Genomic DNA, 13,395 nt, shown 5'->3' with positions numbered 1-13,395 from the left:
GTCAGATGGCGGGGCCTGGATTTCAATTGCAACATTCCCCGCCCCGCCCTCTCCGTCATCCGGTCACGCCGCGCTGACCTGGCGGATCGCCGCTTCCCAGGCGTGGATTCTTTCCTGCGCCTGCTCACGCGTGAAGCGCGGCTCGAAGGTGCGCTCCATGCGCCACTGCGCAGACAACTCCGACAGATCCCGATACACCCCGGTGGCCACGCCGGCCAGATAGGCCGCACCCAGCGCCGTGGTCTCGGTGACCTGCGGGCGGATCACGGGAATGCCCAGCAGATCGGCCTGGAACTGCAGCAGCAGGTTGTTGGCCGCGGCCCCGCCATCGACGCGCAGTTCGGTGATGGGCGAGACCGCATCCCGCACCATCGCATTGAGCAGGGCCGTGCTCTGGAAGGCGATCGACTCCAGCGCCGCGCGGGCGATATGCGCCACCGTACTGCCCCGGCTCAGGCCCACGATGGCACCCTTGGCCGACGGGTTCCAGTAGGGTGCACCCAGTCCGGTGAAGGACGGCACGAACACCACGCCGCCCGAATCCTCCACCGAGCAGGCCAGTCCTTCGACATCGGTGGAGGTCTTGATGGCTTTCAAGCCATCGCGCAACCACTGCACCACGGCGCCACCGATGAAGACGCTGCCTTCCAGCGCATATTGTTTCCTCTCATCGACCTGGCAGGCGGCGGTGCTGATCAGGCCATTGTGCGAGGTCGCGCACTGGTCGCCGGTATGCAGCAACATGAAGCAACCGGTGCCATAGGTATTCTTGGCCATGCCGGGACGCACGCAGGCCTGCCCGAACAGGGCCGACTGCTGGTCACCGGCGATGCCGCCGATCTTGACCGCTGCGCCCAGGTGTTGCGCATCGATCTCGCCATAGACATGGGCCGAGGCATGCACCTGCGGCAGCATCGATGCCGGGATGCCGAGCCACTGCAGCAGTTCCTCGTCCCAGGTACCGGTATGGATGTTCCACAGCATGGTGCGCGAAGCATTGGAAACATCGCTCACATGCAGGCGGCCGCCGGTCAGGTTCCACACCAGCCAGGAGTCGACCGTGCCGAACAACAGTTCGCCACGCTCGGCGCGCTCGCGCAGGCCGGCCACGTTATCGAGGATCCAGCGCAGCTTGGTGCCCGAGAAATAAGGGTCGAGCACCAGTCCAGTCTTCTTCTGGATGGCTTCGCCCAGGCCGCGTTCGCGCAGCGCCGCGCACACTACCTCGGCGCGCCGGTCCTGCCACACCACGGCGTTGTAGACCGGCTTGCCGGTGGCGCGCTCCCACACCACGGTGGTTTCGCGCTGGTTGGTGATACCCAGGGCAGTCAGTTCACTGGCCTTGATGCCACTTTGCGCCAGCACCTTCTGCGCCGTCTGCAACTGGCTTTGCCACAGGTCCATGGGGTCGTGTTCGACCCAGCCCGGCTGGGGAAAGATCTGCGGGAATTCCTGCTGGGCGGTGGCCACGATGGTGCCGCTCTGGTCGAAGATGATGCTGCGCGAGCTGGAGGTTCCCTGGTCGAGGGCGAGCAGATAGGCCATGCTGGTTCCTTGCTGACGTACTGAAAACGGCGGGTTGAAAATGAAGCCTTGAAAACGGAAAAACTGAATCAGACAAGCTGAAAAAACGGGACGCCAGAAACACGAAGACGCCATCCCGACACAAGCCGGGATGGCGTCATCCTACGCGTGATGCGGATCAGATTGCACGATCAGACTGCATCAGCGTACGCGGCCATCCTTCCAGGCCTGCAGCAGCTTGTCGTAGGGGATGGTCTCGCCCTTGGGCTTTTCGTTGGCCAGCTTGGCCCACGGCGCCCCCTTGTCGGACAGCCAGGAGGCCGGGTCCTTCTTCGGGTTCAGCTTGGGCGCGCACTGCTTCATGCCGGCGCGTTGCAGGCGGGCCATGATACCGTCCATCTCGTCGGCCAGGTTGTCCATCGCACCTTGCGGGGTCTTCTCGCCGGAGATGGCCGAGGAGATGTTCTTCCACCAGAGCTGCGCCATCTTCGGATAGTCGGGCACGTTGGTCCCGGTCGGGGTCCAAGCCACCCGCGCCGGGCTGCGATAGAACTCGATCAGGCCGCCGTACTTGGCCGCGTTCTTGGTGAAGTAGTCGGAGCGGATGTCGGAGTCACGGATGAAGGTCACGCCGACGATGGACTTCTTCAGCGAGACGGTCTTGGCCGTGGTGAATTGTGCATACAGCCAGGCCGCAGCCATCTGGTCCGGTGGAGTGCTCTTGAGGAAGGTCCACGAGCCTACGTCCTGGTAACCGTTCTGCATGCCATCCTTCCAGTACGGGCCATGCGGGCCGGGGGCCATGCGCCACTTGGGCGAGCCATCGGTGTTGACCACCGGCAGGCCCTGCTTGGTCATGCTGGCGGTAAAGGCGCTGTACCAGAAGATCTGTTGCGCGATGTGACCTTGCGCGGGCACCGGACCGGCTTCGGAGAAGGTCATGCCCAGCGCTTCAGGCGGGGCATACTTCTTCATCCAGTCCAGGTACTTGGTCAGGGCATAGACCGCTGCCGGCGAGTTGGTCGCGCCGCCGCGTGCCACCGATGCGCCCACCGGGGTGCACTTGTCATCCGCCACGCGGATGCCCCACTCGTCCACCGGCAAGCCGTTGGGCAGGCCCTTGTCGGCGGCGCCGGCCATCGACAGCCAGGCATCGGTGAAGCGCCAGCCCAGCGAGGGGTCCTTCTTGCCGTAGTCCATGTGACCGTAGATCTTCTTGCCATCGAGTTCCTTCACGTCGTTGGTGAAGAAGGCCGCGATGTCTTCATAGGCCGACCAGTTCTGCGGCACGCCCAGTTCATAGCCGTACTTGGCCTTGAACTTGTCCTGCAGGTCCTTGCGCGCGAACCAGTCGGCACGGAACCAGTACAGGTTGGCGAACTGCTGGTCGGGCAACTGGTAGAGCTTGCCGTCCGGCGCGGTGGTGAAGCTGGTACCGATGAAATCCTTCAGGTCCAGGCCGGGGTTGGTGTATTCCTTGCCGGGGCCGGCCATGTAGTCGGTCAGCACCACGGTCTGGCCGTTGCGGTAGTGGGTGCCGATCAGGTCGGAGTCGTTGACCCAGCCGTCGTAGATGGACTTGCCGGATTGCAGCGAGGTCTGCATCTTCTCGACCACGTCGCCTTCCTGGATCACGTCGTGGATGACCTTGATGCCGGTGATTTCCTCGAAGGCCTTGGCCAGGGTCTTGGATTCATAGGCGTGGGTGTCCAGGGTCTCGGAGACCACGTGGATTTCCTTGACGCCCTTGGCCTTGAGCTTGGCGGCAGCGTCGATGAACCATTGCATCTCGCTGACCTGCTGCTGGCGCGACAGCGTGCTGGGCTGGAATTCCGAATCCACCCACTTCTCGGCCGCCTTGATGTCGGCCCAGGCATTGCCGGCGATACCGGCCATCGCCATGGCGGCCACCAGCACGGTTAATTTGATTTTCCGCATGTTCTGCATCATGTCTCCTCGTCACCTTCCCCTGAATTGGCGTGCCGGGTAGGGAAGGAGTATCCCCGGACGTCCGTTCCGATTACAGATCTGTTGCCTGCTGCTTTCTGGAAAACCTGGCTCAGCCCTTGCGCATGATCAGCACCAGGGCAAGCAGACCCAACACTGCCGCGTACCACTGGTCCAGGTCGGTCAGTGCGACCCAGGCCAGGTTGATGTAGGCCGCGGCCAGCAGACCGATGAAGAGGCGGTCGCCCCGGGTCGTGCGCATGGGCAGGAAACCCTTGCGCTCGATGGTGGGGGAACGTACTTCCCACACCGTCATGCCCACCAGCATGAGCGCCACGCAAGCGAAGAAGATCGCCACCGGTGGCGTCCACGACATCCACGAAAATGCATTTACCATGATCACACTCTCCCCATCGCGAAGCCCTTGGCGATGTGGTTGCGCACGAACCAGATCACCAGGGCGCCAGGAACAATCGTCAACACGCCGGCCGCCGCCAGGATGCCCCAGTCCATGCCCGCCGCCGAGGCGGTGCGGGTCATGATGGCGCTGATCGGCTTGGCGTTGACCGAGGTCAGGGTACGGGCCAGCAGCAACTCCACCCAGCTGAACATGAAGCAGAAGAAGGCCGTCACGCCCACGCCGGACTTGATCAGCGGCAGGAAGATGCGCAGGAAGAAGCGCGGGAAGGAGAAGCCGTCGATATAGGCGGTCTCGTCGATCTCGCGCGGCACGCCCGACATGAAACCCTCCAGGATCCACACCGCCAGCGGCACGTTGAAGAGCATGTGCGCCAGCGCCACCGCGATGTGGGTGTCGGACAGGCCGATGGTGGAATAGAGCTGGAAGAACGGCAGCAGGAACACCGCCGGCGGCGTCATGCGGTTGGTCAGCAACCAGAAGAACATGTGCTTGTCGCCCAGGAAGCGATAGCGCGAGAAGGCATATGCCGCCGGCAAGGCCACCAGCAGCGACATGACCGTGTTCATGGCCACGTAGATGATGGAGTTGATGTAACCCGAATACCACGAGGGATCGGTGAAGATCACCTTGTAGTTGTCCAGAGTGGGCGCGTTGGGCCAGAGGGTGAACACCGACAGGGTTTCCTCGTTGGTCTTCAGCGAGGTATTCAGCAGCCAGTACAGCGGGATCAGCGTGAAGGCGATGTAGACCAGCATCACCAGCACGCGGGTGAAGGTCTTGTCCTGGTTTTTTCCCTGGATTTTATTCATGTTGGCCACCCGAAGCATTGGCGTTGTTGCCGGCGCTCTGCATCCAGTTGTAGAGCACGAAGGACAACAGCAGGATGATGAGGAAGTAGATCAGCGAGAAGGCGGCGGCCGGACCGAGGTCGAACTGGCCCACGGCTTTCTGCGTGAGGTACTGGCTCAGGAACGTGGTGGAGTTGCCGGGGCCGCCACCGGTGAGCACAAAGGGCTCGGTATAGATCATGAAACTGTCCATGAAGCGCAGCAGCACCGCGATTACCAGCACACCACGCATCTTGGGCAGCTGGATGAAGCGGAACACCGCCCAGCGGCTGGCGCCATCGATCTGCGCGGCCTGGTAGTAGGCATCCGGAATCGAGCGCAGACCGGCAAAGGCCAGCAGCGCCACCAGCGGTGTCCAGTGCCAGACGTCCATCACCAGCACGGTCAGCCAGGCATCCAGCGGATTGGAGGCGTAGTTGTAGCCGATGCCCAGCAGGTTGAGCACGTAGCCACCCAGGCCGATGTCGGCGCGGCCGAAGATCTGCCAGATGGTACCGACCACGTTCCATGGGATGAGCAGCGGCATGGCCAGGATCACCAGCGTGGCCGAGGATTTCCAGCCCTTGTGCGGCATCGCCAGCGCCAGGCCGATGCCCAGCGGAATCTGTACCAGCAGCACGCAGAAGGAAAAAATCAGCTGGCGCAGCAGGGCCGCATGCAGCTCGCTGTCGCGCATGACGTCCTTGAACCATTCCAGGCCGACGAAGACCTTCTGCTCGGGGCTGATGATGTCCTGCACCGAGTAGTTGACCACCGTCATCAGCGGGATGATGGCCGAGAAGGCCACCGTCAGGAAGACCGGAAGGATGAAGAACCAGGCCTTGTTGTTGTAGGGCTTGTTCATGGGCTTAGCGTCCTATTCTCTCGTCATTGCTGAAGTAGATCGTCTCCGGCTTGGCCAGTCGCAGCCATTGCGGTCCGGTGACAATCTTCATCTCCGGCGCCACGCGCGCCTTCACGCTCATGCCCTCGAACTGCGCCGTCACCAGCTGGCTGGTGCCCAGATGCTGGACCTGGGTGACCTCGGCGCTGATGGCACCGGCCGTGCCGGGGGTTGCCAGTTCGACGAACTCGGGACGGATGCCCAGCTTCAGCTCGCCACTGCTGTTCTTCAGCGCCTGCAACTGCGCCGCATCCACCTGCACTTGCTGCCGGCCCAGCAGCACGGCGTCGCCTTCGATGCGCAGCGGGCAGAAGTTCATGCCGGGGCTGCCGATGAAGTAACCCACGAAGGTGTGGTCCGGACGCAGGAACAGCGCTTCCGGCTTGCCCTGTTGCACCACCTTGCCTTCGGTCATGACCACCACTTCATCGGCGAAGGTCAGCGCCTCGACCTGGTCGTGGGTGACGTAGATGAGTGTCAACTTCAGCTGGTGATGGATTTCCTTCAGTTTCTGGCGCAGTTCCCACTTCATGTGCGGATCGATCACCGTCAGCGGTTCATCGAACAGGATGGCGGCCACGTCCTTGCGCACCAGGCCGCGACCCAGCGAAATCTTCTGCTTGGCATCGGCCGACAGGCCGGCAGCGCGCTGCTTGAGGTCGCGGGTGAGGTCGAGCATCTCGGCGATCTCGCGCACACGCGCCTGCACTTCGCGCTCAGGCATCTTGCGGTTGCGCAGCGGGAAGGCCAGGTTGTCGAACACGCTCATGGTGTCGTAGAGCACCGGGAACTGGAACACCTGGGCGATGTTGCGATCGCGGGTCGCCATGCGGGTCATGTCGACGTCGTCGAACAGTACCTGTCCTTCGGAAGGCTGCAACAGCCCCGAGATGATGTTGAGCAGGGTGGACTTGCCGCAGCCGGAGGGCCCCAGCAAGGCATAGGCGCCGCCGTCCTCCCACACCATGTTCATCGGTTGCAGGGCGTAGTCCTTGAGGCTGGCAGGCTTGCCGCCGTAGGCATGGCCCAGGTTCTTGAATTCGATGCGGGCCATGTCAGTGCGTCTCCAACGGGGCGCTCAACAGGCGACCCTCTGTGTCGAACAGGAAAGCCTTGGCGGCGGCGATGCTGACCTGCACCGTGCTGCCGATGGCAATGTCGTGCACCCCCGAGAGCTGCGCCACCAGTGGCACCTCGCCATGGCGCAGGTGCAGGTAGGTCTCGGAACCGGACAGCTCGGCCAGGGTGACGCTGCAGCCCAGGCTCACGCCCGGCGCGGCCAATGCCTGCAGGCGCACGTCGTTGCAGCGGATGCCCAGCTTGCAGCGCTGACCATCGGCCAGCGTCAGCGCGCGACCGGCAATCTCCAGCAGGCTGCCATCATTCATGCGGATGGCGGCCACGCCATTGGCCGAGGCCACGGCCGTGGCATCCAGCAGGTTCATCGGCGGATCATTGAAGATCGCCGCCACCTGGGTGGAGGCCGGCGAATTGAACAGTTCCAGGGTCGGCGCGAATTGCAGCAACCGGCCTTCGTGCATCACCGCGGTATGGCCGCCCAGCAGCAGCGCTTCCTGCGGCTCGGTGGTGGCATAGACCACAGTGGTGTCGCCGGTGGCGAAGAGCGAGATCAGTTCGCTGCGCAATTCCTCGCGCAGCTTGTAGTCCAGGTTCACCAGCGGCTCGTCCAGCAGCACCAGCGGGGCGCGCTTGATCAGCGCGCGCGCCAGCGCAGTGCGCTGCTGCTGGCCGCCGGAGAGTTCGCCCGGCAGGCGTTGCAGCAGATGGGCGATGTGCAGCTTGTCGGCGATCTCGTTGACGCGCCGGGTAATTTCCTGCTCGCCCTGCTTTTGCAGACGCAGCGGCGCGGCGATGTTCTCGAACACCGTCAGGCCGGGATAGTTGATGAATTGCTGATAGACCATCGCCAGGTTGCGCTCGCGCACGCCCACGCCAGTAACGTCCTGGCCATCGACCAGCACGCGGCCGGCGGTGGGCTTGTCGAGCCCGGCGATGATGCGCATCAGCGAGGTCTTGCCGGCCTGGGTGGGGCCGAGCAGGACGTTGATGCCGCCTTTGGCGAGATTCAGGTCAAGCGGATAGAGGTGCGTTTCGGCACCGACCGTCTTGGCCACTTGTTTCAGTTCCAGGGTCACGCTGTCTCCTCACTGCATTTTTTTGATTGATGGTGGACGTCGACCTGGGATCAGCTGGCGGCGTGATCGGGCAGACTCGCCAACCACGCCTCCAGGCGTCCTCTGTGCTGTGGCCCGCAATGCAGGCCCAGCTTGCTGCGGCGCCACAGGATATCGTCGGCGCTACGCGCCCATTCGTGTTGCACCAGGTAGTGCGCCTCGGCCGCGTACAGGCCCGGGGTCAGCTCCTCGCCCAGCGCGGCCAGGCTGTCGGCCTGTCCGATGATCTGCTCTACGCGCGAACCATAGCTGCGTGCATAGCGATGCGCAAGCGCGGCCGGCAGCCAGGGATGACGTGTCTGGAACTGGCGCAGGAATGCCTCGAAGTCATAACGCGCCACCATCTTGCCGGGCTGTTCCAGGTCACCGCCGGGCAACGGCGCACCGGCCGTCCAGGCCTGCGTCGAAGCGCCCAGGTGCGGCGCCAGCATCGCCAGCGCCTCTTCGGCCAGCTTGCGATAGGTGGTGATCTTGCCGCCCCAGACATTCAACATGGGCGCGCCGGCATCGTCGCATTCCAGCAGGTAGTCGCGGGTGATGGCCGAGGCGTTCTCGGCGCTGTCGTCCAGCAATGGACGCACGCCCGAATAGGTCCAGACCACGTCGTCACGGCCGATCTGGCGCTTGAAGTAGCGGTTGGCCATTTCGCACAGGTAATCGATCTCTTCGGCATCGATCTCGACCTTGCCGGCGTCGCCGTGGTATTCGAGGTCGGTAGTGCCGATGAGGGTGAATTCTTCCTGGTAGGGAATGGCGAAGATGATGCGCTTGTCGGGGTTCTGGAAGATGTAGGCGTAGGGATGGTCGAACAGGCGCTTGACCACGATGTGGCTGCCCTTGATCAGGCGCAGGCTGCGCCCGGTCCGGGCCTGCGGCACCGCCTGGGCGAAGCGCGCGGCCCACGGGCCGGCGGCGTTGACGATGGCGCGGGCGCGTACTTCTTCCTGCTGCACGCCATTGGCATGCTGATGTTCCAGCACCGCATGCCAGATATCGCCTTCGCGCCGGGCGCTGATGCACTTGGTGCGGGTGAGGATGCGGGCGCCGCGCTCTTGCGCGTCCATCGCGTTCAACACCACCAGGCGCGCATCGTCGACCCAGCCATCGGAATAGACGAAGCCACGACGATAGTCGCCCTTCAAGGGCTGGCCGGCGACGTGGCGGGTCAGGTTGGCACCCTCGGAAGCAGGCAATATCTCGCGCTTGGCCAGGTAGTCATACATGAACAGGCCGGCGCGGATCATCCAGGCCGGACGCTGGTTGGCATCGTGCGGCATGACGAAACGCAGGGGCCAGATGATGTGCGGCGCCGAGCGCAACAGTACTTCACGCTCCTGCAATGCCTTGCGCACCAGCTTGAATTCGTAATATTCCAGATAGCGCAGGCCGCCATGGATCAGCTTGGTACTGGACGAGGACGTATGCTGGGCCAGGTCATGCTGTTCGCACAGCAGCACCCGCAGGCCGCGCCCGGCCGCATCCCGCGCAATGCCTGCGCCGTTGATGCCACCGCCTACCACCAAGAGATCGTATTCGAGCGCCATTCGCCTCTTCTCCAATTTTTCCGCTTTTCCGCATTTTGCTGCGTTTGCTGCACCCAATCCCGTATTCCCGGGAGTTGGCAATGCACAGTAAGATAAGCGACATCCCGAAAGTAAATCAACAATTATTTGTTGTTTTAAGTTCGTTTATGTTTTTTAATGTTCATATCTGATCAATACCATTACGCATTTTTCAACGACACCATGCTCAATCCCAGGCAACAAACGCTGCTGGAATGCGTGCGCAAGCACGGCACGATCTCGGTGGAGGAGCTGGCGCAACAGCTCAACGTGACCACCCAGACCGTGCGGCGCGACGTCAAGGCGATGGTCGACGACAGCCTGCTGGCGCGCTACCACGGTGGCGTCGGCCTGCTGTCCTCGACCGAGAACATCGCCTATCCGCAGCGCCAGGTCATGCATGCCGAGGCCAAGCGCCGCATCGGCCGCACGGTGGCCGCCCGCGTGCCGGACGGTTGCTCCCTGATCCTGAACCTGGGTACCACCACGGAAGAGGTTGCGCGCGCCTTGCAGCAGCACAAGAACCTGCATGTGGTCACCAATAACCTGAATGTCGCCAGTTCGCTGGCCAGCAACCCCGAACTGGAAGTGATCATCGCCGGCGGCGTAGTGCGGGCACGTGACCACGGCATCGTGGGTGAAGCCACCATCGATTTCATCCGCCAGTTCAAGGTGGACATCGGCATCATCGGCATTTCCAGCATCGAGATGGACGGCGTGCTGCGCGACTTCGACGCCCGCGAGGTCAAGGTCGCCCAGACCATCATCGAACAGTCACGCCAGGTCTGGCTGGTGGCCGACGCCAGCAAGTTCGGCCGACAGGCGCTGGTGAAGATGGCGCACCTGTCGCAGATCGATGTGCTCTTCACCGATGCACCACCACCGCCGGAACTGGCCAAGTTGCTGGCCGAGACCGATGTCGAAGTGGTGATCGCGAAGTAAGTGCAAAGAGTGGCGATCCGGAAACTCCTGTGGCCGGTGAGGCTGAGCTGGCGCCCGCAGGGACGGACTAAAGCCCCTCCTTTCTGCGCAAAAAGTTGGTCGATGCGGCTGCGGAAATTGCCCAACGATCTTCTTTCAACCGCATCAAGCGGGTCATCGTGAGTACGACCTTGCCTCATATATCAGGGAATTGATCCAAACAAGAATCTAGCCGCTGCGGTATTGCTGGAGAAAGCAGTCGCTCTATTCCAGCTTGAGTTTTTGGTTTGAATTGTTCTTCGTGGGGCGTCCCTGCTCCAGAGACGCTCGTGCCACTCACTTAGCCGGACCTGGTTGGAATGTCTGCATTTGGAGGGCTTAGAACTGCGGCGTTCTACGAGCTTCTGGCGACGGCTGGTACCAAGTATTTCCTCTCCTTTTCCGATCAGAAAGCTGTGCTCATTATTGGCTTTCGGGTCGCATCCGCCGTTGCGTTGTGGTTGGCACCTAAGATGCCGAACATTTGCGGTATATTCCAAGAAATATTAAATCAAAGCGGTGACCCGCTGCCCGTCGATTGTGATGGCGACTACCGCGGATGCATTGGCGAAATCGAGGCTGACAGGAGGGAGCGTTATGGCATTAGAAAAGATGAGGCGAGAATCTTTTCTAGGGCGCCGACCTTAGTGGCAAGAACCGATAATTCAGAAAACCGTTCTTGGCAATGTCCAGAATAAGCCGGAGTCGCTCCCTCAAGACACACTAGAAAATATGGATGAAACCCATGGTAAAAATAATGAACAAAAACCTGATCTTCCTTTTACTCATTTCCCTTAGCGCATTTCCTCTGACAGCCACAGCAGACTGGTTCCTTTCTGAAGAAACCAAGGCACTGATCGTCAAAGCCGAAGCGGGCGATGCTGAAGCGCAGATTCAGGTTGCCCTGGCTTACGATACCGGCAAAGGTGCGCCGCAAGATAGAAGTAACGCGATGAAGTGGTATCGCGTGGCTGCCGAAGGGGGTAATGTCGAAGCGCAGAACAGTCTGGGAAGCATGTTTCAGGAGGGAAAAGAGTACAGGGATGCACTTTTCTGGTACGAGAAAGCAGCATTGCAAGGGCATGCCCAGGCAACAAATAGCGCAGCTTATCTTTACGATATGGGGCTCGGCGTTCCGCAAGACAGAAATAAAGGTTTTGAACTCTATTCCAGAGCTGCAGACCTAGGCTGGGCCGAGGCAATGTGGAACATCGCCAATATGTACGGTGCTGGACAACTTGGAACGATAGATGCGCGCATGGCTTGCGTATGGATTGTCCGAGCGTCGCGATTTGCTGGGCCAAGAGAGAGACGGCTTTCGGTCCATTTGGCTAACATCCTGCCAAGACTGGAGCGCTCCATGACACCAGACGATCTCGCTTCGTGCCGGGATCAGGGCAACGCCTGGTCCCCAGCATCGATTGCCAAAGCCCAATGAACTGACATCAATTGGCAACGTACCGGTCGAACCTGCGCATAAGAAATGCTCAAGGTTCTAACTGGAGACCGCAGCGGATCCGGGATATCTTGACCAATGCGGCTGGGAGCGGACTTACTCTACCCATGAGCCGGTGGAAAACCTTCAAAGAATAATAGGTGTCCCGTCAATGAAATATCTAAGAACTTTTCATTCTTGGCATCTCCCTTTGCCCTTGCCCATCCTAGGCTCTCCCACATGCTTGAATCTCTTGTAGAACTTGGTATTTTCTTGGGAATGCCAGCTATTTTGGTCGGTATTTCTGCTTCAGTTGCGTGGTCTCAGTTAACGAGGCCCTGGCTGTTTCTTGTTGTATGTTTGCTCGTACTTTATGCGCTCTATCTCGCAATGTTTTACTTCGCCGCTCCAGCCAGTGTCATCTCGATGGATTCGATTGTCCGGACCGATAATCTGCAGGCCAGCGGCCACAGTACCATCACTGTTGAATTGCATTGAAATCTGACCCACTTTCTCAGGAATTTTGCATCCTAAGTTGACCCATGTTTAGACCACAATCCTGCTCATGACAGCGAGCGGGAGAACGGAGTGATAAACGTGGCCCTACTTGGAATTATTCGACGCTGGTACATCAGAGACCATATCTCAATCCGGGAAATCGCCCGCCGCCTGGACATCTCCCGCAATACGGTTCGCCGTTATATCCGGTCGGACGCGATCGAACCAGCATACCCAGCAAGGCATTCGCCTAGCTCTCTTGATGAGTTTGCTCCCAGGCTCTCCGCTTGGCTGAGCTCTGAATCCGTTAAATCTCGCAAGCAACGACGAACCCTGAAACAGATGTTCCTGGATCTAAAAGAACTGGGATATGAAGGGTCGTACGACCGTGTGGCCGCCTTTGGTAGACGGTGGAAGGTGGGTCAAATGGAGAGGGTCAAATCTGCGAGCAAATCAACAGCCCGTCCATCACGACACTGATTCTCTCTGCGTTCATACTTTTTTCATCTGCCTACGCACAGAATTTTCCAATAAAACCAGCAGCCTTTAATGGCAGATTTGAAGGATATCCAAATGCCTGTGTTTCCTTTGAGCGCCAGCGGATAGAGGCCGAAATACAAGTTCTTGCCACAAATCATGAACCGGCGCTTGCCTCTCGTCTGGCGCATGAAATGCTATGCGGAGACAATTATCAATCCTACGAGTACGTAATTTCGCATACTGCCGAAACAATCCGTAGTGTAGACACTGAAAGATATGATGAGCATGGGCACTTTGCAGCGGTTCAGGTGGCCGGAGCCGCTATTGTTCTTGCGAGGAGAAAAGCTTGGAATGTTCATGTCTCAGGTCTATACGCAGGAGGAATTGGGATTGAATTCTCCGATGGTGGACCGTGCATTTCCAACTTTGAGATAGGTAGACCGTCAACGCATTGGGTAATTGTCGCTGCTGGCGTTATATGCGATTAGGTCCATATTTACAGGCAGCCATGTCTGCTACCGGCCGAGGCTGTGTAAAAACGTAAACATTGGAAAATTCATGGGTAGGGAGACCCTTCCCGACATCGAGAAAATTGAATGCAGGCCGATCTGAGAGGTCAATTTTTCGATTGATTAAGAATTC

General features: G+C 60.2%; 13 protein-coding genes. 5 read left to right on the top strand and 8 right to left on the bottom strand.

Features of this window, described 5'->3' with window-relative positions; all coding sequences use genetic code 11:
* Window positions 1–63 precede the first annotated feature (63 nt).
* The 8 genes from glpK to glpD all read right to left on the bottom strand — a co-directional run bounded on the left by glpK (window position 64) and on the right by glpD (window position 9,362).
* Window positions 64–1,545, bottom strand: coding sequence for a glycerol kinase GlpK (gene glpK / locus I5R65_RS08115; protein WP_180666125.1), 1,482 nt, complete (start codon window positions 1,543–1,545; stop codon window positions 64–66).
* Between the two features lie 180 nt (window positions 1,546–1,725).
* Window positions 1,726–3,474, bottom strand: coding sequence for an ABC transporter substrate-binding protein (locus I5R65_RS08110; protein WP_180666123.1), 1,749 nt, complete (start codon window positions 3,472–3,474; stop codon window positions 1,726–1,728).
* 109 nt (window positions 3,475–3,583) lie between these two features.
* A complete protein-coding gene (locus tag I5R65_RS08105; RefSeq protein ID WP_180666121.1) occupies window positions 3,584–3,868 on the bottom strand; it encodes a DUF2160 domain-containing protein in 285 nt (94 codons plus the stop codon).
* 2 nt (window positions 3,869–3,870) lie between these two features.
* Window positions 3,871–4,701, bottom strand: coding sequence for a carbohydrate ABC transporter permease (locus I5R65_RS08100; RefSeq protein ID WP_180666119.1), 831 nt, complete (start codon window positions 4,699–4,701; stop codon window positions 3,871–3,873).
* Window positions 4,694–5,584 carry a carbohydrate ABC transporter permease gene (locus I5R65_RS08095; RefSeq protein ID WP_006464946.1) on the bottom strand — a complete coding sequence of 297 codons (891 nt, stop codon included), beginning with the start codon at window positions 5,582–5,584 and terminating at the stop codon, window positions 4,694–4,696. The genes I5R65_RS08100 and I5R65_RS08095 overlap by 8 nt, the downstream gene beginning before the upstream one ends.
* A 4-nt stretch (window positions 5,585–5,588) precedes the next feature.
* Window positions 5,589–6,677, bottom strand: a complete 1,089-nt coding sequence (locus I5R65_RS08090) for an ABC transporter ATP-binding protein (RefSeq protein ID WP_180666117.1) — start codon at window positions 6,675–6,677, stop codon at window positions 5,589–5,591.
* A gap of 1 nt (window position 6,678) precedes the next feature.
* Complete coding sequence (locus I5R65_RS08085; protein WP_180666115.1) at window positions 6,679–7,779, bottom strand: ABC transporter ATP-binding protein; 1,101 nt, start codon at window positions 7,777–7,779, stop codon at window positions 6,679–6,681.
* 50 nt (window positions 7,780–7,829) lie between these two features.
* Window positions 7,830–9,362 carry a glycerol-3-phosphate dehydrogenase gene (glpD, locus tag I5R65_RS08080; RefSeq protein ID WP_180666113.1) on the bottom strand — a complete coding sequence of 511 codons (1,533 nt, stop codon included), beginning with the start codon at window positions 9,360–9,362 and terminating at the stop codon, window positions 7,830–7,832.
* Between the two features lie 201 nt (window positions 9,363–9,563).
* Between glpD and I5R65_RS08075 the strand changes: the two genes are divergently transcribed.
* The 5 genes from I5R65_RS08075 to I5R65_RS08055 all read left to right on the top strand — a co-directional run bounded on the left by I5R65_RS08075 (window position 9,564) and on the right by I5R65_RS08055 (window position 12,753).
* On the top strand, window positions 9,564–10,322 hold the full coding sequence (locus I5R65_RS08075; RefSeq protein ID WP_180666318.1) for a DeoR/GlpR family DNA-binding transcription regulator: 759 nt from the start codon (window positions 9,564–9,566) through the stop codon (window positions 10,320–10,322).
* A gap of 338 nt (window positions 10,323–10,660) precedes the next feature.
* On the top strand, window positions 10,661–11,038 hold the full coding sequence (locus tag I5R65_RS08070; protein WP_180665366.1) for a hypothetical protein: 378 nt from the start codon (window positions 10,661–10,663) through the stop codon (window positions 11,036–11,038).
* Between the two features lie 38 nt (window positions 11,039–11,076).
* Window positions 11,077–11,778, top strand: a complete 702-nt coding sequence (locus I5R65_RS08065) for a tetratricopeptide repeat protein (protein ID WP_180666111.1) — start codon at window positions 11,077–11,079, stop codon at window positions 11,776–11,778.
* Between the two features lie 237 nt (window positions 11,779–12,015).
* On the top strand, window positions 12,016–12,273 hold the full coding sequence (locus tag I5R65_RS08060; protein ID WP_180666109.1) for a hypothetical protein: 258 nt from the start codon (window positions 12,016–12,018) through the stop codon (window positions 12,271–12,273).
* Between the two features lie 90 nt (window positions 12,274–12,363).
* Window positions 12,364–12,753, top strand: coding sequence for an HTH domain-containing protein (locus tag I5R65_RS08055; RefSeq protein ID WP_370460913.1), 390 nt, complete (start codon window positions 12,364–12,366; stop codon window positions 12,751–12,753).
* Window positions 12,754–13,395 lie beyond the last annotated feature (642 nt).

This window comes from Herbaspirillum sp. AP02 (genome assembly GCF_015767275.1).
GTDB lineage: Bacteria > Pseudomonadota > Gammaproteobacteria > Burkholderiales > Burkholderiaceae_D > Herbaspirillum.
The sequence above is the reverse complement of the archived record's forward strand: the minus strand, read 5'-3'. Positions and strand labels throughout refer to the sequence as shown.